The following is a 21,160-nucleotide window of genomic DNA, read 5'->3' on the forward strand; positions in this document are numbered from 1 at the left end:
CGGAGCTTATGTAACTCTAACTAAATTAGATCCCTTATGAATTTCAGAATGTTATTTAATACCTGTCTTGTTGTGGTTCTGTTGCTTGTCACAACCTCTCTAAAGGTAAGAAAGCCTCAGATTCCTGAGCTGGTAGAAGCGTCTGAAAAGATCCCTGTCATTTTTAATGCTTTTTCCAAAACAACACTGATCAATCTGCGTGTTTTTTCACAGTTACCCGGAGAAAAGTATGATTCTACACCCATATCACTTGATGAGGATGTCCTGGAAACATACGGGGCTCTCATAGTTGATTTATTAAACGATGCATTTGACACGGATAAGTTTTATTATATGTCCATAGAGGATATTCCCCATAAAAAAACCGTATTTCTCGGTGAAGAAGTGGAGGTAGATGGCTATGAGTGGAAACTTATGGGAATTGATTTTTTGGTGCTTCCTGACCTTAATGTTACTTACGAAAAAGATTATCATGAAGTTAAAAAACGAAACTACGCACAGGTAGTCAAAAGCGTGGGGATAAGGTTTGTGACCACCCGGGAAAATGGAAGAGTTAAAGGTGTCGGTAAATCCCTTGGCTATAATGTGGTTTATGAAAGGGGAAAGAAATTTGACGTGGATCCAAATAGTTTGATCAGTATTGATAATCTTGCTTCCATACATGATTACGCCCCCTACATGGAAGAATTAAAAAAGGACATAGAAACAGGTATCCCTGAAGTTATGGAAGAAATAATGGAAAAGTACAGGAAATGAGCATGATGCCGGGACGCGTAGTCCGGGACGCGTAGTCCGGGACACGTAGTCTCAACTTAGATATTGATCGGACCGCACGCTGACGCTGAAGCTTTAGCGTAAGAGTCCGAAGCGGCCATACCAACCTGGTATGCCTGGCCGGCCGCAATCAAAGAGTTGCGGCAAACCGCTAATTTCGAAACTTTGAACACATGAAAAAGGAAAAATAATTTATACTGCTGTTTGCTATGCGTTTAATATTACTGCTTTCTTCACTCATCTTCTTCTCGTGCCAGGGTCACCGGATTATTACCAGAGATTACTACCTTTCTACGGAATTAAAACCTACCTATCAGCTACCTGATGGTCTACAGACGTATAGTGTCAGGGTTACTGCTAATGATGACTACACTAAAGAATATTTGACTTCCCCCTACAGGATCAATCAGCTCAAGCTGGATGGGAAAGCGTTAGTAGACCATGATCTTTCTGACCTTGTCATATCGATGGAGGTTGGAAGTTTCAGAATGCTTAATACCGAGCTCAGGAAAGACCCTTCCAGGGGGGAACATGCTTATTATTTCCAAGTGGAATTTAGTTATCCCATTCGCTTTATGGTGAAGGATAAAAAAGGGTTCGAATTTCTTAATCAGGTGCTTTACGAACAGGGAGAGTCACAGTCCGGTTATCACTCTGCTTATGATATTATGTTGGGAGATTACTCCCGGGACATTACAATCATGCAAAGAAGCGTCTTATCCGATGCACTAAAAAAGGCCAAAGAGGAGTTGGAAAAATTTTCACCAGTTCAGAAAAAAATAACACTTCACCTTGCAGCAGCCATTTCAAAAGGGAAATATGACTTTACCGGGTATGATAAAAGGATAATCCCGGGTTTTAAAGCGATTAAACATATAGCCACCGGAGGTACTCAGGGAGACAGTCTGCTTGAGGAGCCTATGAAGTTTTGGGAGGAAGGCCTGGAAAAATACAGTTGGGATAAAAAGAAACACTGGGGAGTACTTACAGCCAGCCTGTATAATCTGGCCGTTGGTCACCGGTGGCTGGGTAACCGGGATAAGGCTCTGGGTTATTTGGGCCAAATGGAATATAAACCGAAAAAAGGAGTAGGGATCTTTTACAATACTTATCGCAAAGAGCTCAGAGCAGAACTTTTAGAAATGAAGCAGGAGCCAGATGAAGCTCCGGTTAAAAAGGAGGTCAAAAGACAGGTGACTTCAAGCTTTGACTATTCAAAATGGGACTTTCTATTGCCTCTGAGTAATCAATTTCGCAGCGCTGAGGGATTCCCAGACTATGAGCGGGTTGACCTTAGTGATGATTTTATAGATGGATTAATCCAAAATACGGATGAGGCCTCTGTTGATTCGGTCTTGATATTGGCTGAAGTATTGAAGCGACAAGGAAAATTTGATGATGCGGCATCTGCTTATTTAAAATGCCTTCAGTTTTACAATGGAAGCTTAAGCATTTCAAAAGCGGATCTTTTGATAAGAACTGCCGGGCTGGAGGTAAAACTTTCCAGAGTTTCTGAGGCGCTTTCTCACCTCAATGCTGCGCAGAGCATGCTTGAGCAGGGTAATACTGAGCTAAAGGCGTTTTGGCTGGAGACCTTCGGGAATTACTATTACCTCACGGGAAACTATTATGAAGCGCTTGATCACTACAGACAGGCATTGGTGATAAGGAGCAGATTATCCAATCAACTGGCTACAGCAAGAACGCACGAACTGATCGGTCTTGCGCATTATCAGTCTAATGATTTTAAGAAAGCAGATCAGGAGTTTTCTAGAAGTTTGAGTATGAAGGGGGATATTCTCAAGGGCTCAGATCTACGTTTAGCTGATGCGCTGACGCTTAAAGCCAATGCCATGAAGCAAATGGAAGGTGTAGGGGGTGACGGGGAAGGAAGACCTCTATCGCACGTGCTGGCAGATAGCGCCCTGGCGATAAGAACTGAAGGGCTGATGGCAGCCCATCCGTCCATTTATTTCAGTGATTTTCATGCACTTGAGTTTAATCCTGTGCGGTTTTCAGAAAGTGACCTGAAGGTAGATCAGGTTGGTGTGTTGTATGGTGAGGCTAACCAATACAAGGAGGATGAGCGATTAACTGAAAAGCTAGACCTTTACGATTCTCTGATTGATATTTCTGCGGATCGGTTGGGGTTTAATCACCCATCTGTGGGGCAATACCACAAGCTGATGTTGGAAACCAACAAGCAATTTTACCTGGCCATTGAAGACAAATGGGAAAAGGTAGGGAAAGGATTGAGTGGAGGTATTGAGCGGATCTTAAATAGAATGCAAAGTACGGAAGATACAAAGCTGGATATTGAGGTCATAGTCGAAAATTTTGATGAGAATGAGAGGTACCTGGATGACATTGCCGAGCGGTATAAATCTACCTTTGAATATACATTAGAGTCCTATGGCTCTTATCACCCAACAGTGGCTGATCAATACATAGAGATAGCCACTTTTTATCAGGCCATACTTCCTTCATATTATACCTTTTTGGAGAGACTAAACGATGAGTTAAAGGACCTGGAATCAAGGCTTTCTTACAGTGGAAGCTCAGAGTCAGGGAAAGCTCTCACCAAGAAGTATGAAGGCCTTCTTCAGGATTTCTTTTATTACCAGCAAAAGGTTTTGCACCTTGAGGAGGAGAGGCTAAACTATTTTTCGAAAGCTTTTCGAGCTGACCTGGCCAGGTATTATCACTGGCAAAACGCCGCCTCAGCTTTGTTAGATGGATTGGAGATACTGGATTTTAATTCCCTGGTGCTCTCAGGAGAGGTTTTGAGAAAGGGTTTGTTCGCCAAAAGCATGTATACCATTCCTTACATCGAAGAGATCATGCCCCCCACTGATAATCAAAAAGAATACGAAGATTGGGTGAAGTTTGAGGACGGGTCTAACGCCGAAGGGATTGGGCGTTGTGATGACTTACTTTTATTTCATCATCACCTCAAACAGCTGAAACACCTTGGTGATTCTTTGGCCACCATGGAAGATTACGACCGGTACGTTGATCTGATGGTTGCTAACCTCATTCACGAAGAAGATCGCTTTTTGCTTGCAAGCAAGACCCGTGAAGACAGACTTTTAGCTTTGGGTCAGCTGATGAAGGGTAAAAAGCGGGTGAAAGGTAAGTCCGAGTTAGAGCAGGCTTTTTATTACATGGAAAAAACGAAAGCATTCACCTTGTTGAATTCCATGAAAGAAGTGAATGCCGTTCGACAAAGTCAAATCCCGGAGCGCTTGATCAACCAAAAGATGGCTCTGGAGGCTAAAATCAGGGATGCTAAAAGAAAAGTGGCAGAAAAAGACAATACGTATTTGGATAGTCTTTCTGGTTATAAGAGAGAACTCCTTTCACTTGAAAAGTCCTTGCGGGAAAATTATCCTAAATATGCTGCTTCTTCCAGCTCCGTAGAGCCTTACACCATCCGGCAGATCAAGGACATGCTTCCGGAGCACGCGGCGTTAATTTCCTATTCTTATGGGCCAAATGAGTTATTGAGGATTACCATAACAAAAAATGACCCTGCAGAATATGAGGTGTTGATGGAGAATGGTGAGTTGGAGTCACAAATAAAAAGCTTCAGGAATTCGATTCTATATTTTCAGGATGAGGTTTATGCTGAAAGTGGACTGGAACTGGGAAAGACGTTGATCCCGAAGCTCGATAAAGAAATTGACCAGCTGATCATCATTCCGGATGGAAACTTATATACCATTCCGTTTGAGGCATTGCTTACCGGAAAGGTCAGGACAGAAGGGGAGTACCAGACGTACCCGTATCTGGTGAAAGATTTTAAAGTTTCCTACTTGCTTTCCGCTTCATTTTTTAAGAGCCTGCAAACTGGCAAAAAAGCAAATGGTCAATTTTTAGCCTTAGCTCCAATATTTAGTGATGATGATTCTTCCGGGCCAGAGCTTTCGGCCAGCAATCAGGAGGCATTGTCGCAGTATACATCACTGGAATCTGCCAACTCCCGTGGCTTTTTGAAAGATGGGCGGTATGTGCAGCCCCTGCCAGGCAGCGCATCTGAAGTCAGGTCTATTGTTAGTTTACTCGATTCTGCCGGGTATAAAACCACTTTGTTGCTTGGAAGGCAGGCAAAAGAAAGTACACTTAAACGTCAGCAACTGAAAAACTACCAGTTTATCCACTTTGCGACGCACGGTTTTGTAAATACCCTGGAGCCATCACTCTCCGGCTTATTGTTAGCGCAATCTGACGAGAAAGAAGATGGCATCCTCTACTCCGGAGAGGTGTATGATTTAGATCTCAACGCTGAGCTGGTCACGCTTTCTGCATGTGAGACTGGATTGGGTAGACTCGTTACAGGGGAGGGAGTAGTGGGACTAACCAGGGGCTTTTTATACGCCGGAGCTGAGAATATCCTTATGTCTTACTGGAAAGTCTCAGACCGAAGCACTTCTGAGCTGATGATTAACTTCTACAGGCATTTTCTAAATCACAGTACCGGTGGGTTTAGCTCCGCGCTTCACCGCTCTAAGACCGAATTGATCCGATCCCAGTCGTTTAGCCATCCTTACTATTGGTCGCCGTTTGTATTGATCGGGTTTTAGGGCCTCACTCACTGGGTCAGCAAGTGGTCACCTTCAATATTGAAAACGGTCCCGTCCTGAAATAGCTTGACACCAAACAAGTCAAGTTATGAAAACAACAGAAGCATTAGAAATCAAGAAAAAGTACAAGAGTAAGCGCTTGTATCGTGCTGGGTTCAAGCAAGTGGTTTTGGAAGAATTGGTTATGGACAGGGAGTCCACAAGCTTTATCGCCAGGAAACATGGGCTGGAAAACCATACTGTCCACACCTTTAAGCAGGAAGCCTTGGAGCATCTGGGATATTTTCGTATTTTAAACAACATGAAAAGCTCTAACCAAAATAAAGACGCCTCGGCCTTGGAGAAGGAGAATGCAGAGCTGAAGAAGGCTTTAGAGCTGGCTATGCTGAAAGTATCAGCTCTGGAGACGTTAGTGGATGTAGCTGAGGACCAGTTTAACATCCAGATCCGAAAAAAGCCTGGGGCCAAGCAGTCCAAATAATGCGATTAATATATCCAGACAATGGGCTTGCGTCCCTTTGTCGACTGTTTGGCAAAACCCGCCAAGGGTGGTACCACTGGCATCAGTCCAAAACATCCCATGCATTACTAGAGACCATTGTGGTTAAGCTGGTAAAGGACATCCGTAATCATATCGGTATCCAGAAGCTTGGAGCACGTAAACTACTGCCGCTTATTAATGAACAGCTGGCGAAAAACGAGTTGCGTATTGGTCGGGACTATCTCTTCGATGTGATGGAGCGTAATGGCTTGAAAGTGCGGCAGAGAAAGCGCAGGAGGCCTCAGACCACTGACAGTACACATGGCTTTAGACGCTATCCAAACCTGGTAAAAGGACTGGAAATAAAGCGAGCAGAGCAAGTTTGGGTGGTGGATATTACCTACCTGACAGTAGGTGGGCGTTTCATGTATCTAAGCCTGATTACAGATGCTTATTCACGGAAAATCATGGGGTACTGCTTGCTGGACAACCTTTCTGCAGATGGCCCCATGAGAGCATTATTAATGGCTTTTTCGAACAGGCTATACGTGGAGAAGAGTCTGATCCACCACAGTGATCAGGGCGTGCAGTACTGCAGCCAGGGGTATGTAAACATGCTGAAAACCCATAGGGCAAGCATAAGCATGACCCACCGAGGGAGCCCTCATGAGAATGCGATTGCTGAACGGGTAAACGGTATCTTAAAAGGAGATTATAACTTAGGGAAGTCCTTTGATACACCTCATCAAGCAGAAGAGGCGGTACAAAAAGCAGTAGCATCTTATAACTGTTTGCGTCCTCATGATAGCCTGAACGGAATGACACCACAGCAGGTACATACAGCTAAGGCTATTGAGGAATCGGTAAGCTTAAACAGGACTGTAAGAAAAGGTGAAAAGAGCAGTCAGGATTAAGCTCCTTAAGGGTCAACTCCTGTTAGGATTATCTGACAACCCGTAAAGTATTAACAGGATTACTAGGTAGCAAGTAAAGCTGAATTAGTATGACCATTTAAACTGTAAAGCAAATGAAGGAATAACAAATTACATGACAACCCAAAGCAGGACTAGATCCTAGCCTGTCTACTTCTCCCAGGATTAAAGCAATACTGGTAAAGTACAATTAGGATTATCAATTATTATTGTAAACTACAATCAGAATTAATGTAAAACCTGTCAAGTTATTTTAGGACGCCTCAAAACGGAGCAAGTAAAAAGTAATCCGGAAAGGTCAGCAAGTAATCTGATGCGAGTGAAAAGTAATCTTATATGAGTAAAAAGTAATCTTATGGGGTCTCAGAGTAATCTGATAAGGGTTTAGACTAATCTGATGAGGGTGGAAAGTAATCTTATGGGGGTGAAAAGTAATCTGATGAGGATTGGAGTAATCTGATGCGAGTAAAAAGTAATCTGATACCTCCAGCAAATGATCTGTCGGGTTTGACCGGCAAGCAGCTGATAGCGGTTGGCCAAGATTGTGCATGGTGAAGATTTCACAAACTTCCCGTCCCGTTCGAGTGCGGTGTGCCGAGAAGTGAAAGCTCGGAATAGATGGTTCTTTCATATGCTGTATATGAGAGAACTCCATAACCCCAGGTTTCATTTCATTTTCGAAAATTGCATTTAGTGGTGGATTTTGGTAAGTTGTATGGCAGATAATATAAAGCTATACGGTAAATATGCGCTATTGCGGGTTATTTTTAGTGTTATATTCAATTTCACCAAGATCATAATTTAGCAAAATGAAAAAAATAATATTTCTATTACTAGCTGTCTTTGTATTTAGCAGTACAAAAGCTCAATGGAATGATAATGGTAGTACCCTAACAACGTCTGACGATGTGACAATAAACGGGCATGTTAATGTTGGCGGAGAGGGAAATTATCATTTGAAAGTTCGTCACATTGATGGAAAACACCATCAGAATTCATCGGTTCACCAATTATATCTTAACTATAATACAAGCCAGCCAGTGCTTATAGGTTACGGTGGCCAAAATTCTAGTCTCTTTGTTAGTGGAAACATAGGTGTCGGCACAACAAATCCCAATGCCACTCTCCAAGTTGGAGATAGTGATCACACAGGAGCACCAAGTTCTGAGGTAGAAATAAAACGCTTGTTCCTTGCACCTGTTACACATGCGGGCTCAGATTGGTTTTTCACAGCTAGAGATAACAGTCCATATGCCAATCTAGATATCGGTTATTCAACCAATAAAAGCTTAACGCTGCGACATGACGGAAATATTGGAATTGGAACAACGTCTCCGGAAGAAAAATTACAGATTGGTAGCGCATTTACATTTCATGATGGAGGCCATGAAGTCTTAGGGTTTGGTTGCAAAGGTTCTGGTTCAACTGATCTTAACCCAAATGGATATGCATCTGAAATTAGGCTAGACCCGACAACAGGCAATTTCAGATTTGCTGTTTCGTCTGGCTTAACTGACTACCCTCAAACGAGATTAACAATAAAAAAGAACGGGTTTGTAGGTATTGGAACTCTTGATCCAAAATCAAAACTTTCAGTTGATGGACAAATTCGTGCGACTGAAGTAAAAGTACTAGCTGATATCAGCGTACCGGATTATGTTTTTGAACCTGATTACGAACTCCGAACTCTAAAAGAAACGAAGGAATATTTTGCAGAAAACAAACATCTTCCTGAAATTCCTTCAGCCAGTGAAATTGGAGAGAACGGGATTGATCTTGGTGATATGAATATGCGACTTTTGAAGAAGATTGAAGAGCTCACACTTTATCAGATAGAATTGCTAGAGAAGATGGAACTGCAGGACGAAAGAATGGAAGAACTGGAAAAGAAACTGCTACAAATCACGAGTGAGGAAAAATGAGGTGAATGAATATAAAAGGCGATACCAATGGTGAATGTGTCTTTCTGTTATCTGGAAATTCAGAGCAAATAGCTATCTTCAATGTCATTTGCTGAGGTGAGGGAGGACACACTCACCTTAGCTAAACGTTATCTTTAAATGTCTCTGAGGGTGCGAATTATACTTCATGATTTTTTATAAAGTTGAATGAACGTTAAAATGAACCTCCTAACTATTATTTCTCTAATACTAATTTTTTTAGGTGGTATTGGAGCAATATTGCTTGCTGTTGGACAATCAATTAGTTCCCAAAAGGACAAATCTGATATAATAGGTACTACTAAAGAAGAGAATATCCAATTAAAAAATGAACTTAAGGAGATAAGGAGGGAGAGGAATGAATTAAGTAAAGCCCTCGAAGAAAGAGACTCCAAAATCCAAGATCAGACTAGTACAATAATCAATCAAAGTACAAAAATTGCGAATCAAGCTGAATACATTCAGAACTTTTTGACAGGAGGAGATGCATTTCCTTTTTTAGATATGAGAGAATTTGCTGTTCAAAATCACCAACCAAAGTTTCTAATTCAAATCGATAATAATTTTAATTACCCTTTGTATAACATATCAATAGTGCTTTTTGATTACGATATGATTCAAGGCAATTGTTACAAAGTGGAAACCTTGGATAAACCAGTCATATCATTGGATAACTATGAAAAGGCTAAGATGTTAACTGCCCATTATCCAGAAATACCTCCAAACGAATATAAGGGAATAACAAATAGGAAGTTTCCTATCAAGGAAGGGCAATATTATGTCGAGATGCATTCAAGAAATCAGACAGTTATCGAGAAGATATCTGTACTTAAAATAGGCGAGGGGTATTATTATGGATTTCAGGTATTTAATCGAAAAGGGGAACTCAAAAGACAACTTATTAAGGAAGATATGCCTATTGAAATAAAGAACCTCGTTTTAGAACGTCTATCCTTAATCCCGAATGATATGAAACTGATCATCTCCGAGTAAAATCCTTCACCCTGGCTTGTGGCCTCACAGGTCAGTCCATGAAGTACAAAAAAGCTGGTCTCTGTGGTCACAGACTATGGAGATGGTGAGGGAGACGGTACCCTACGCTATGCAGGAAGAGCTTCGGTAAGCGGAAAACGCCTTGCGCTCCGCATGGACATGACTTCCAGGATAAGCCAATTGCATTTAAGGGTAGGTTTTGGTAAGTTGTATGGTAGATAATATAAAAGGTTGGACCTGCTACAGGGATACTTTTCCTGATGTTAGATTTCATTTCGGTACACTAGCAACTGTCATCTCTACTTCTTAACTTTATGGAATGAATATTAAGGAAAAAATTAAGGAACGGGTAAACAGCATCAATGATCCACGCCTTTTGGATGAACTATTGAAGGCAGTTGAACTTGAGTACGAAATTGAACATTTGGATGAACTATCCGAACCTGAAAAGAACGCCATAGACGAAGGAATTTCAGATGCTGAAGCTGGAAATCTTTATTCAAACTCAGAAGCAAGCCAACTGGTTAAGAAATGGCTAAAAAAATAAGGTGGACAACCCGCTCTATTATTGACCGAACAAATATCTACAAGTATTGGCTTGAGCGCAACCAATCGGACATCTACCCTGAAAAACTCGAACGGCTGTTCGAAAAATCTGCTGAGCTCATTTCCAACTTTCCGAACTTAGGAGCACGAACGAATTACCGGAATGTGTACTCAAAAATCGTGAGAGATTACAAAATTTTCTATCGGATTGAAACCGATGAAATTCAGATCTTAAGAGTTTGGGATACCAGGCAACATCCAGACTCAACCGGCTTGTAGAACGAAATCTAACACTGGATAGAGCCGAATGGCCTAAAGCATTTCATCGCTATCTTCTCTGCTAAAGTGACCACTAAATCTGCCCTGGGAAAATCAGGTGTTTTCTATCCGGTACAGAGCGAAGGTTTTTTCTCTTTCTCGGCGCACTGCGAACTTGCCAGTTGCATCACACGGCAGATTTAGCTACTTTAGTTTTTCATAGAACCGGGAGGGCCACTCGCTCTATCCGGGCGTTGGAGGTAATGATTATGACTCCAGAAATAAGGAAATTGCTATCGAACTTTGACGAAGATGGACGTTGGGAAACGCCATCGAACTTCGACTATAACAAGCTGCTACCGTCCCCAAAAGCTTTTTAATTGGGTTTTTGGGTAGGGTAGATTGACCGCTTAGGAGAAATCTGAGTTGTACAACGGACACAAGCCCTATCATCCATAAGCTCCCGATAACTATCGGGATGAAAAGTCTACGGACCCGGTCCAGCTTACGGTGATAGTTAGACGTTACCACACATTATGAAAAAATACAGTATCATACCAATCATTCTACTTCTCCCACTTTCAATTTTTGGGCAGAAAGGATTGTCAAGTGAACAGGTTTTAGAGGATTATACAATTTTCAAAGAAATCTTAATAAATGGACATCCAAGCTTGTATGAATATACTTCACGGACTACATGGGATAGTATTTTTAGCACGTTTGAGCAAAAGGAAATAAAAGATGTAAAAACATCGAATGACTTATTTAAATCTATTTCAGCCGTGGCTGATCATGTAAAAGATGGCCACCTAAGCATTCTTCATCCAAAAATGGACACTTTACCTAATATGTTTCCAGTACTGGTAAAATTCATAGGTGGAAAACTCTATACCGACACAGATGATTTTGGTATTCCTTTGGGCTCTGAAATAATGTCTATTGATAGCAAGTCTACTCAAACTATTCTAATAGACTTATTGAAGTATGCACCATCAGATGGTTTCAACCTAACGAAAAAATACCTCCAAATAGAAAAGGAGTTTGGCATACTTCACTATTACGAATATGGAAGTAAAGAAAGCTATTCTGTAAAATACAAGACCACAGACGGTGAAGTTGAAACAATTGAAATTGCTCCAAAATCCTTTGAAAGCATAGGTAACAGATACCCGAACAGGAACTCTCATTTTGCAGCATACCACCAGGATGCAAATGGCATGGAGTACTTTAAAACCAGAATAGCTGAAAAGTGGCCATATGTTTATTACATAGACTCTATAAATACGGCAGTACTAACGGTGAACTCATTTGGTTTAGACCCTCAAGAATTTAAATCAAAGCTGATTGATCTATTTAAAGAAATTAAGAAGAAAAAAGCATCTAATCTTATTATAGACATAAGGCAAAACATTGGAGGATACAGAATCAACGCCATTAACCTGTACGCTTTTTTAACGGATGAACCCTTTAAGCAAAGAATATCAGAAAGTGTTATTACAAATATGCTTCCTCACGAAGAATATATTATCCATACAATGTCTGATTATACTCAATTCTTTGAAATGTATTTTGCTTCGGCTAAAAAAAAGGATGGGCGATGGATATTAACAGAAGACCATGCTCAGGCTGAAATGATTCCATATAAAAAAACATTTAAGGGAAAGGTATATGTTCTAATTGGAGGCAATACATTTTCTGCAGCTAGTGCTTTTGCTTTGAGTACTAAGAACGACAAAAATATAACTCTTGTAGGTGAAGAGACTGGAGGAGGCTATTATTTCCATACGGCTCAATATTCTGCCTTATACGAACTTCCAAATTCGGAAATAATGGTACGGATGCCATTTGTAAAAATTGATAAATATGTTCTTGATAATTCTATCCCAAAAGGGAGTGGAATATTACCTGATATTGAAATCGCTCTAAAAATAAACGACTTAATAGATGGAAAAGACAGTCAATTGGATTATGTAGTGCAGGAAATAAGTAAGAAATAACGTGTGGTAATAATGTATGCACAACCTCTCAATAGTTGCTAAATATCGAGTATTCTTGAGTGCTACCGTCCCCAAAAGCTTGTTAAGTGTCATAAAATTGAAAGCTCCATGTTCACACAAAGTGCCTTTTGATAAACACTTTGGATATAAGCCAGGTCAGGAGGATAAATAACAAATATCCTACTCCTGTCATTCATCCGGCTGAAAGCCCTTTTGTTGCATTTTCCACACTTTCAAAAACCCAGTAAGTAGGTATCACGCCAAAAAAGTATGCCCAATCCTCCGGAACAAAAAAGGCAATCAGGGGAATCAATACCACTATATTCAGCGCCTTAATATATACAAGCCCCTCCATTCGGTTCTTAGCAAGAATATTGAGTGTCAAAGCGTACAAAGGCACTACAAGTGCAGCCAGCAGGGATATCGTGATGTTGCTGATCCAGCTGAAATGATAAAAAGGCTGGACAACAAAAAGGATGATATTCAGCAATACCGTAAAAAGATACGGGAATAAAAACCGGCTTACCATATACTGCAGGTTTGAAAGTGGAACGACCCCATACACTTCCGCTACATTGTTTTCCTTCTCGTCAATAAGCACCATGCCACTGATAAAGCAAAACATCTGTGTATTTTCGATAACACATACCACCAGCATGAGTGGGATGTAAGGCTCCAGGAAATCAAATCGCTCGACCAGGTAGGGCACCACCCACACAATCAAACCAAAAAGCAACGTGGGCAAAACCAGGAATGTATAAAGAGAAGGATCTCTGAAAATAAGTTTGAAATCGGTGAAAGCCAGTTTGATGATCTTCTGCATGGTATTGGAGTTTATTGCTGAACAATTTTTCGTTGAAATAACCGGTAGGCGACATAGTAAAGAACCGGCGTAAAAAAGATGATCGAAACATACGCATATCCGTGGTGGATCACAGCTCCACTTACCGCAAAATCAATCAGGTCTATGCTACCTTGCACCGGAAAAATATACCGTAGCGGTCCCAGATCCAGGATATTCAGGTAGGCTGCCAGTGGTATGTTTACGAATAACAAAAAAGCCGGGATGGAGATCAATGCAAATTTCAGGAATTCTGAAGCCAATGGAAGCATGATAAGGCCAAGAAGGGCAGAAAGCAAACAAACACCAAAAGAACCGATGCTATACTCCAGTATATGGAAGTCCAGCCCTTTGACAGAAAAAGCCATTAACAAAGAACAAACAGTACCAATGATAGACAGAGACAGGATCCGTGTGGTGAGTAGCACATGTACATTCAAAGAACTCACGAAAATAGCCTCCAGGATACCATGTTTTATTTCGATATAGATAGCCAGCGCGATAAAGAAATAACCGATAACTGCAGGATCCATTAAAACGAGTGCTACCAGAAACTTATCCAGGTTGCCCGTATCCCTCAGAAAAAACAGGATAATCCCGTATATGAAAGTGACCGCAAAGCTGATAGTGATGATGTTGTTCTTTTGTAAAAGGACAAACTCCCATTTCAGATGTGTGAAAAATGTGATCATGATTTCAATGATTTACCGGTTACCTGAATAAATACTTCTTCCAGGGTCGCTTCCAGAGTATGTATCCGCCTTACTTCATCTTGCCTGATAAAATCGTGGAAGCCAGCATTTTTGCCCAGGTTATGCAAGGCAAATTCACCGGACTGTCCATTTATCAGCTCTACTTTTAGGGCTTCTTTTCCATATTGACTTTTCAGGTTTTCGGGAGTGTCGGTTGCTTCCAGTTTCCCGTCCACAATGAAAGCAACTCTGTCGCAAATATGATCAGCTGTCTCCATACTGTGTGTCGTAACAAAAATGGTTTTTCCCCTGGCTTTTAAGTCTAGAATGTGCTGCTTGATCTTATGCGCATTTACCGGGTCAAGGCCTGTGGTAGGCTCATCAAAAAACAAAATATCCGGGTTATGCTGAATGGCACGTATGAAATTCAGCCGCATTTTCATGCCCTTTGAATATGCTTCCACTGGCTTATTCATAGCGTCTGCCAGATCCACCATTTCAAACAACGATTCAAAGTCTTTCTGTTTTCCATTTTGGTAAAAGGAAGCGAACAACTCCAGGTTTTCCCTGCCAGTTAGTTTCAGGTAGTGATTGGGTAACTCAAAGCCTACTCCGATCTTTTCGAAATATTTCTTATCCCATTCTCCGAGGTTTTTACCGTCCACTTTTACAGACCCCTGGTAGTCATTGTAGATTTTATAAAGTACTTTTTGAGCGGTACTTTTTCCCGCACCAGATGGCCCTAAGAAACCAAAAATCTCCCCCTTGTCAATTTCAAAATTCAACCCCTTCAGGGTAGGGCTGTCGTTCTTTGGGTATTGAAACACCAGGTTTTCTACTTGTATCATTTTTTTTACGATTTATCCCGAATTATTCAATAGAATATTTTCATTTTCAAAACAAAATATTCTATTGAGTAATGACGAAAAATTTCCTATTTAGAAATTTTTGTCAGGATAACCCAGACATCCCGACTTTTATGTCGGGATCGTCTGCCCTTTGGGCAAATTATGCTCTAATGCATAATTTGGGTTATCAAATGCAGGTTTTACCAATCGGATATAATCATCCACTACCTGTATCAACTCTTGCTTTTTTCCCTGATAGACAGGAGTATTGTTTTGAATACTTTCTCCGGGGTTGATAATGCCTGAAAACTCCAGGTGCTCCATTATACTTAGCCCTACCTTGTAAAGCATAAACCCCATGGTTTTAAGAGAAATATCGTTGCGAAAAAGACCCAGTTCAATTTCGTCCTTAGCCATTTGCTCAAAAGCCAGAACCGATTGATTCAGCATATCCTGATAAAGGTTTTTGATTGAGGGCGAATTGAGGTTGTTAGCAAGGTTATGCAGGAAATGACTTTCCAGTGGATTTTCATTGTCAAACTGAAACCCACGTTCATATAACGTCTTGAAATAAGCCCAAAAGTCCGGATAATCATTTCGCTTGACCGTGCCTACATATTTCATCTTAACTGCCGAGCATTCCCGGATCAAATACATAAACAGGTCCAGTTTATCCTCAAAGTACTGGTAAACGCTTCCCTTGGCAATTCCTAACTGTTTCACTACCACCGTTAAAGAAGCTTCATCAAAAGATTTGATCGCAAATTCGCGTAGAAAAGCGTCAGTGATCTGTTTCCTTTTTGGATTTTTCAGGTTTAAGAATGTCGGTTTTGGCATGTTGTGACTAGCTGGTCACAAATGTAATGAACAAATGTGACTATGTAGTCATTTTATTTGAAAGTATATTTTACTTGTGTCTGGAGAGAGCCTGGAGAGCGTTTTTGTGTGGTCAGATTAGAGTTAGGTAGACTGAAGGTCAAAGACTGTGATAAAAGTATACCTGACTCAATTATCTGGCCTCCGGATATCAATCTATTTTGAATTACACAAATTATGAGCGATGAGTTTGGATTCACTGCCGTTTAGTTAAGCAGGTTCTCCTACGTCCTCTCCCTTCGCCCTCTCCAAGAGAGGGATAAAAGGAGCTTAACTAAACGGCATTAAGTTTGGATTATGCAATATCTTTATCCTGATTTCCCATTTTCAATGAACAAACTTATGATCTCTGTCAAGCCATTTTTTTACCTATTCTTCTGTATCATTTTATTCAGTTGCACTCAAACAGAGAAATCGGAGAAACCTCAGCCAATACAGGAAACAACCTTTATCAACCCACTTGATATCAATTACCGGTTTCAATTGGAAGAGCCCTCAAGACGTGAGGCAGCTGATCCTACGGTAGTTTGGTTCAGGGATCGCTACTATTTGTTTGCTTCCAAATCAGGAGGCTATTGGCACTCAGCAGACCTAAATGAGTGGAGTTTTATAGAAACCGATGAGATCCCGACAGAGGAGTATGCTCCAACAGCGATTCCTATCGGTGATACCTTGTACTTCCTCGCCTCATCCAACGAAAAAAGCACAATCTATCGATCGAAAGACCCACTGTCTGGAAAATGGGAAGTAGCCAAAGAAGAACTGAAAACACCTGTTTGGGACCCGGCTTTATTTATGGACGATGATAAAAAGCTCTACCTCTACTGGGGCTGTTCCAATGTCAACCCTCTTTATGGTGTGGAGTTGGATTATAAGAAAGACTTTGCTTTTGTTGGTGAACCCACTGTTCTCAAGCATCAAAATCCTGACGAATTTGGTTGGGAAGTTCCGGGAGATTATAACACCATCCCGGGACAGGCTCCGTGGATTGAAGGAGCCTGGATGAATAAACACGATGGCAAGTATTATTTGCAATATTCCGGTCCAGGCACTGAATTTAAAAGCTATAGCGATGGCGTATATGTTTCGGAAGATCCGCTGGGCCCTTTTGAACCCCAGGCTCATAATCCATTTGCGTACAAACCGGAAGGGTTTGCTGCAGGTGCTGGTCATGGCAACACCTTCCAGGACAGATATGGCAACTATTGGCACATCGGCACAATGACTATTTCTCAAAAACATATGTTTGAAAGAAGGCTGGGAATATGGCCTGCGTTTTTCGATGAAGATGGACTACTCTACACCGATACACGATTTGGGGATTACCCGCAAATCCTGCCTGAGAAAAAGATAAACAGCGGCGATGAGATCTTTCCAGGTTGGATGCTGATCTCTTATCAAAAAGACGTAGAAGTCTCTTCAGTAATTGACTCTCTTCCACCTGGTAACATGGTAAATGAAGATATTCGGTCCTATTGGGCTGCTGAAAGTGGAAACATAAACGAATATGCGCTAATTGATCTTGGAGGTAGTTATACGATGTATGCGCTTCAAATCAACTTTGCAGAACACAACACCAAACTATTTGGAAGGTCTGATGATAGGTCCCATAGATATATTGTGGAGTACTCTGCTGACAAGAAGAACTGGAACAAACTTGTAGATCAATCACAAAGTACTACCGATAACTCACATCAGTACCTGCCGCTTGACGAACCAACCGAGGGCCGGTATGTTAAAATAACCAATATTGAAGTCCCGGATGGGTATTTTGCGATCAGTGGACTTAGGGTGTTCGGTAAGGGAAATGGAGAAAAACCGGAAAAAGTAACTGGCCTAAAAGTGCAAAGAGACAGTGCAGACTCCAGAATCGTGAAATTAAGCTGGTCAAAAGCTTTGGATGCAATCGGTTACAACATCCGGTATGGTATTACTCCCGACAAACTATATCAAACCTACCAGGTATATGGAGACACTACAGTAATAATAAGGTCACTCAGTAAAAATCAAAAATACTTCTACGCAATAGAAGCTTTCAATGAGAATGGGGTAGGTGAGAAAAGTGTAGTGGTAGATGATCAGTAATCTATTTTGGGGGTTCAGGGAGAATTTTCTTTCATATCTCTTAATATGGAGGTGAAATTGTTAGGATCCGGAGGTTAAGACATGATCATAGCAAAATAAAAAAGCAGCGAGGGGCCTGGCCCCCCACTGCACTGCTTGCTAATTAGTAATCGTAAATAGGTTTTATTTCTTAGAGATCTTATAGGTCATTCTTCCATCCGAAGCGTTGATCATCAGCAGATATAATCCGGATGGGAGTTCACTGATATCAAAGCTTTGGTCAAATGAGTCACCCTTTGACTTACCTTCATATAGGTTGCTCAAGGTCTTCCCACTCAGATCAGTAATTCTTACATGGATATATTCTCCACCCCCTGCTTTTAAATGGATCGTTAGTTTATCTTTTACCGGATTGGGGAAGTATTTTACAGTCTCTTCCGGAGAAGCTGCACTTAGCACCGGATCATCTACATCATTGAGGTTGATGGTTACCTGGGCTGAAGTACTTAAGTCTCCATCCGAAGCGTCAACTGTTAATGTGAAGGAAGTAGTGGCTTCAAAGTCGAGAAAAGAGCCGTCATTAACTAAGATGTCCCCCGAACCGGATTCTATGGAGAAAGCATCATTATCGTTACCATTGGTTATCGAATAACTCAGGTCATCCTCATCTTCATCCGTAGCGCTTACAGTACCTACAAGTGTATTTTGAGGTGAGTTTTCATCCACTGAAAAGGTGAAATCTTCAATAACAGGAGCATCGTTTACATCCTGTACAGAAATCGTAATTTCTGCGCTGACTGTAGTTTCACCATCTGAAACTTCCACAGTTAAAGTGTATGTAGTTGTAACCTCAAAGTTTAGCTCTTCCTGATCTGCTACTGAAATAACTCCGGAAGTTCCCCCAATCGCGAATGCACCACTTTGATTGCCATCCGTTATCGAGAAGGTAAGGTCATCCAGGTCACTGGCTACTACCGTTCCGACTTCCGTACCAACTTCAGAGTTTTCATCTATTGAGAAACTCTGATCAGAGACCTCCGGTGCGAAGTTTATCGAGGAGTAGCTGATTTCCCATCCCGGATCGATAGAGGATCCGTCAGATGTAAATGTTACAAATGCACTGTTAGCTTCCACTACAATCGGATCAACTGAGGCAAGATCTCCGGAAAGTTCTGCTACCGGATCACCTGAGTCATCAGTCCCTGCATAAATCTTCACAAGGTCATAATTTTGTTCTGTCTCAAAGGAGTTGATTGTGAATTCTATAGGTCCACCGTCTTCGGGCTGGATCAGCCATTCACAATCGGAATTGTTGTCATATAGTGCAGCGCCACTTCCATCACTGAATGTACCGGAGTTAGCTGTTAAGGTGGCTCCTGTACATCCAACATCCGTGATGTTGATAGTGATGGTAGCAGGAGTACTGGTATTCACCCCATTGTTGGCGGTTACTTCAAATGAGTACATATTCGTAGATTCGAAATCCAGTGAGCTGGTATTGACGGATAGTTCACCCGTCTCAGTTAATTCGAATTCTCCTCCTGAGTTCCCACTCGATATGGTGTATGTTAGTTCCAGGTTGTCCGGATCAGTGGCAGTTAGAAATCCTATGGAGGTTCCATAAATAGAGTTCTCACTAACCTCAAAGGTTTGCTCTTCTATAGTAGGGGTGCCTGCACTTGCGTCATCAATCACATTGATCGTTATAGTAGCTGATACGGTAGCCATATTATCAGTAACTTCTACCACAAGATTATATTCTGAGAGTGTTGAAGCATCCAGTAGGTTGCCATTATCCGGATTGATTTGGAGTTCTCCTGTTTCAGCATCCAATAGAAAATCATCGTTCGTGTTTCCACTTACAATAGAAAACTGCAAGTAATCCTCATCACTATCTGAGACATCCACGGTAGCAAACGTTTCAGCTTCGTCGCTGGTCTCCAGTACCCCAAAGGTTTGGTTTTCCAGCACAGGGTCAGCATTGGTGAAGTCGGTCTCATAGCTAATTTCCCAGCCCTGTCTATTGATACTTCCATCTGAGGTAAACTCAATGAATAATGCATCCGCATTACTTGGCATGGATCCCGGAATTGTACTTCCTGTAAGCTCCGCTATCACCGTTCCGGTGTTGTCCGTACCTTCGTAAATGGTCAGGTAGTCATAATTATTCTCCAAAGCGAAGGAATTAAATGTTAATCTGATAGGGCCTCCACTTTCGGGTTCAATAAGCCAGCTACAGTCACTGTTATTCTCATACAATGCATCTCCACTACCATCCTCAAAAGTTCCTGAAGCTTCCGTTAATGTATTATCCGAGCAGCCTACATCCGTAAGATTAATAGTGATTTCGGCCCTGGCTGAAAGCTCTTCGCTTGCTACTCCTACCTTGTATGTGACTTGAGGATTGCTTTCATAATCAAGGTTCGAACTACTGGTAGATAAAATACCATTAGAAGATAAACTAACGAATTCGGATCCGTTCAGGAGAGTGAAGGTCAGGGATTCGTCATTAGGGTCAGTGGCTATTATTTGTCCGATTTGAGTTCCAAACGGAGTGTTTTCAGAAATGGTGAATTGCTGGTCTTCAATCTGAGGGGCCTGCGACTCATCTATGTCCAGCACATTGATGGTTATAGTTCCCTCTGCTGTAGACAGACCATCTGATACCTGCACAGTAAGGGTGTAAGTCGGTTGTGTTTCAAAATCCAGCTCTGAGCTTTCTTCATCTAACGTAATGATTCCCGATTCTTCACCCAGGGAGAAAAAGCCATCCTCATTTCCGGAAATAATTTCAAAGCGTATCAGGTCCCCATCAGAGTCATTTACTGTTATGGTATCTACTACAGTGCCGGAAAGGCTTTGCTCTTTGATACTGAATGACTGATCATCAATGGATGGAGCATTGTTGGTAAAGCCACTTTCATAGCTTAATTCCCAACCTTCATCAGTATAAATGTTATCAGAAGTAAAGTGAAGATAGACCGAATCTGCAGACGATAGTATGTTACCTGGTATTTCGTCACCGGATAATTCGGCAATCAGATTTTCACTGCTGATGGTATCCTCATAGATCCTCAGGTAATCATATCCTGATTCTGTTTCAAAGCTTTCAAAGCTGATCCTTATCGGGCCACCACCTGCAGGTTTGATTACCCACCTGCAACTCAAACTATTCGAATAATTAACACCGGAACCACTTCCATCTTCAATGGTCCCGGTGTTTGTAGTCAGGCGGGTGATGCCATCACATGTTTGCGCCACAACCGAACCAATTTGTACGGTTGATGCTAAAAGGAAAATGATGTAAATTTTTTTCATAAGTATCATATTCGTTT

Annotated in this window: 16 protein-coding genes; 11 read left to right on the top strand and 5 right to left on the bottom strand. The window is 41.4% G+C overall.

The window, feature by feature from the left end; all coding sequences use genetic code 11:
- Window positions 1-36 precede the first annotated feature (36 nt).
- The 10 genes from AC3E9V_RS08165 to AC3E9V_RS08210 all read left to right on the top strand — a co-directional run bounded on the left by AC3E9V_RS08165 (window position 37) and on the right by AC3E9V_RS08210 (window position 12,504).
- Complete coding sequence (locus tag AC3E9V_RS08165; protein WP_488752699.1) at window positions 37-756, top strand: hypothetical protein; 720 nt, start codon at window positions 37-39, stop codon at window positions 754-756.
- Between the two features lie 227 nt (window positions 757-983).
- Window positions 984-5,357 carry a CHAT domain-containing protein gene (locus tag AC3E9V_RS08170; protein WP_488752700.1) on the top strand — a complete coding sequence of 1,458 codons (4,374 nt, stop codon included), beginning with the start codon at window positions 984-986 and terminating at the stop codon, window positions 5,355-5,357.
- A gap of 88 nt (window positions 5,358-5,445) precedes the next feature.
- Window positions 5,446-5,838 carry a hypothetical protein gene (locus AC3E9V_RS08175; RefSeq protein WP_488748821.1) on the top strand — a complete coding sequence of 131 codons (393 nt, stop codon included), beginning with the start codon at window positions 5,446-5,448 and terminating at the stop codon, window positions 5,836-5,838.
- Window positions 5,838-6,752: an IS3 family transposase gene (locus tag AC3E9V_RS08180; protein ID WP_488748822.1), complete on the top strand. Its 915-nt coding sequence runs from the start codon at window positions 5,838-5,840 to the stop codon at window positions 6,750-6,752. The genes AC3E9V_RS08175 and AC3E9V_RS08180 overlap by 1 nt, the downstream gene beginning before the upstream one ends.
- An 827-nt stretch (window positions 6,753-7,579) precedes the next feature.
- Window positions 7,580-8,692: a hypothetical protein gene (locus tag AC3E9V_RS08185; RefSeq protein ID WP_488752701.1), complete on the top strand. Its 1,113-nt coding sequence runs from the start codon at window positions 7,580-7,582 to the stop codon at window positions 8,690-8,692.
- Between the two features lie 198 nt (window positions 8,693-8,890).
- Complete coding sequence (locus AC3E9V_RS08190; protein WP_488752702.1) at window positions 8,891-9,703, top strand: hypothetical protein; 813 nt, start codon at window positions 8,891-8,893, stop codon at window positions 9,701-9,703.
- Between the two features lie 63 nt (window positions 9,704-9,766).
- On the top strand, window positions 9,767-9,925 hold the full coding sequence (locus AC3E9V_RS08195) for a hypothetical protein (protein WP_488752703.1): 159 nt from the start codon (window positions 9,767-9,769) through the stop codon (window positions 9,923-9,925).
- A gap of 97 nt (window positions 9,926-10,022) precedes the next feature.
- Window positions 10,023-10,250 (top strand): hypothetical protein, encoded by a 228-nt coding sequence (locus tag AC3E9V_RS08200; RefSeq protein ID WP_488752704.1) that lies wholly within the window; start codon window positions 10,023-10,025, stop codon window positions 10,248-10,250.
- Window positions 10,235-10,528, top strand: a complete 294-nt coding sequence (locus AC3E9V_RS08205) for a type II toxin-antitoxin system RelE/ParE family toxin (RefSeq protein ID WP_488752705.1) — start codon at window positions 10,235-10,237, stop codon at window positions 10,526-10,528. Before AC3E9V_RS08200 ends, AC3E9V_RS08205 begins: the two co-directional genes overlap by 16 nt.
- Window positions 10,529-11,043: 515 nt before the next feature.
- Window positions 11,044-12,504 (top strand): S41 family peptidase, encoded by a 1,461-nt coding sequence (locus AC3E9V_RS08210; RefSeq protein WP_488752706.1) that lies wholly within the window; start codon window positions 11,044-11,046, stop codon window positions 12,502-12,504.
- 193 nt (window positions 12,505-12,697) lie between these two features.
- Here AC3E9V_RS08210 and AC3E9V_RS08215 read toward each other — a convergent pair whose 3' ends face one another.
- The 4 genes from AC3E9V_RS08215 to AC3E9V_RS08230 all read right to left on the bottom strand — a co-directional run bounded on the left by AC3E9V_RS08215 (window position 12,698) and on the right by AC3E9V_RS08230 (window position 15,722).
- Window positions 12,698-13,327 carry an ABC transporter permease gene (locus tag AC3E9V_RS08215; RefSeq protein WP_488752707.1) on the bottom strand — a complete coding sequence of 210 codons (630 nt, stop codon included), beginning with the start codon at window positions 13,325-13,327 and terminating at the stop codon, window positions 12,698-12,700.
- Between the two features lie 11 nt (window positions 13,328-13,338).
- Entirely contained in the window at window positions 13,339-14,037 is a 699-nt protein-coding gene (locus AC3E9V_RS08220) for a hypothetical protein (RefSeq protein ID WP_488752708.1), read from the bottom strand.
- Window positions 14,034-14,885, bottom strand: a complete 852-nt coding sequence (locus AC3E9V_RS08225) for an ABC transporter ATP-binding protein (protein WP_488752709.1) — start codon at window positions 14,883-14,885, stop codon at window positions 14,034-14,036. Before AC3E9V_RS08225 ends, AC3E9V_RS08220 begins: the two co-directional genes overlap by 4 nt.
- A 129-nt stretch (window positions 14,886-15,014) precedes the next feature.
- Window positions 15,015-15,722, bottom strand: a complete 708-nt coding sequence (locus AC3E9V_RS08230) for a TetR/AcrR family transcriptional regulator (protein ID WP_488752710.1) — start codon at window positions 15,720-15,722, stop codon at window positions 15,015-15,017.
- Window positions 15,723-16,103: 381 nt separating this feature from the next.
- Here AC3E9V_RS08230 and AC3E9V_RS08235 point away from each other — a divergent pair, with 381 nt between their 5' ends.
- Window positions 16,104-17,846, top strand: coding sequence for a family 43 glycosylhydrolase (locus AC3E9V_RS08235; protein ID WP_488752711.1), 1,743 nt, complete (start codon window positions 16,104-16,106; stop codon window positions 17,844-17,846).
- 162 nt (window positions 17,847-18,008) lie between these two features.
- Here AC3E9V_RS08235 and AC3E9V_RS08240 read toward each other — a convergent pair whose 3' ends face one another.
- Entirely contained in the window at window positions 18,009-21,143 is a 3,135-nt protein-coding gene (locus tag AC3E9V_RS08240; protein WP_488752712.1) for a cadherin domain-containing protein, read from the bottom strand.
- Between the last annotated feature and the right edge of the window lie 17 nt (window positions 21,144-21,160).

The organism is Marinoscillum sp. HNIBRBA16962 (assembly GCF_057801515.1).

Excerpts from the sequence above, each read along its gene's own strand:
- AC3E9V_RS08165 (WP_488752699.1), top strand. The coding sequence starts at position 37 with ATGAATTTCAGAATGTTATTTAATACCTGTCTTGTTGTGGTTCTGTTG.
- AC3E9V_RS08170 (WP_488752700.1), top strand. The coding sequence starts at position 984 with ATGCGTTTAATATTACTGCTTTCTTCACTCATCTTCTTCTCGTGCCAG.
- AC3E9V_RS08175 (WP_488748821.1), top strand. The coding sequence starts at position 5,446 with ATGAAAACAACAGAAGCATTAGAAATCAAGAAAAAGTACAAGAGTAAG.
- AC3E9V_RS08180 (WP_488748822.1), top strand. The coding sequence starts at position 5,838 with ATGCGATTAATATATCCAGACAATGGGCTTGCGTCCCTTTGTCGACTG.
- AC3E9V_RS08185 (WP_488752701.1), top strand. The coding sequence starts at position 7,580 with ATGAAAAAAATAATATTTCTATTACTAGCTGTCTTTGTATTTAGCAGT.
- AC3E9V_RS08190 (WP_488752702.1), top strand. The coding sequence starts at position 8,891 with ATGAACCTCCTAACTATTATTTCTCTAATACTAATTTTTTTAGGTGGT.
- AC3E9V_RS08200 (WP_488752704.1), top strand. The coding sequence starts at position 10,023 with ATGAATATTAAGGAAAAAATTAAGGAACGGGTAAACAGCATCAATGAT.
- AC3E9V_RS08205 (WP_488752705.1), top strand. The coding sequence starts at position 10,235 with ATGGCTAAAAAAATAAGGTGGACAACCCGCTCTATTATTGACCGAACA.
- AC3E9V_RS08210 (WP_488752706.1), top strand. The coding sequence starts at position 11,044 with ATGAAAAAATACAGTATCATACCAATCATTCTACTTCTCCCACTTTCA.
- AC3E9V_RS08215 (WP_488752707.1), bottom strand. The coding sequence starts at position 13,327 with ATGCAGAAGATCATCAAACTGGCTTTCACCGATTTCAAACTTATTTTC.
- AC3E9V_RS08220 (WP_488752708.1), bottom strand. The coding sequence starts at position 14,037 with ATGATCACATTTTTCACACATCTGAAATGGGAGTTTGTCCTTTTACAA.
- AC3E9V_RS08225 (WP_488752709.1), bottom strand. The coding sequence starts at position 14,885 with ATGATACAAGTAGAAAACCTGGTGTTTCAATACCCAAAGAACGACAGC.
- AC3E9V_RS08230 (WP_488752710.1), bottom strand. The coding sequence starts at position 15,722 with ATGCCAAAACCGACATTCTTAAACCTGAAAAATCCAAAAAGGAAACAG.
- AC3E9V_RS08235 (WP_488752711.1), top strand. The coding sequence starts at position 16,104 with ATGATCTCTGTCAAGCCATTTTTTTACCTATTCTTCTGTATCATTTTA.
- AC3E9V_RS08240 (WP_488752712.1), bottom strand. The coding sequence starts at position 21,143 with ATGAAAAAAATTTACATCATTTTCCTTTTAGCATCAACCGTACAAATT.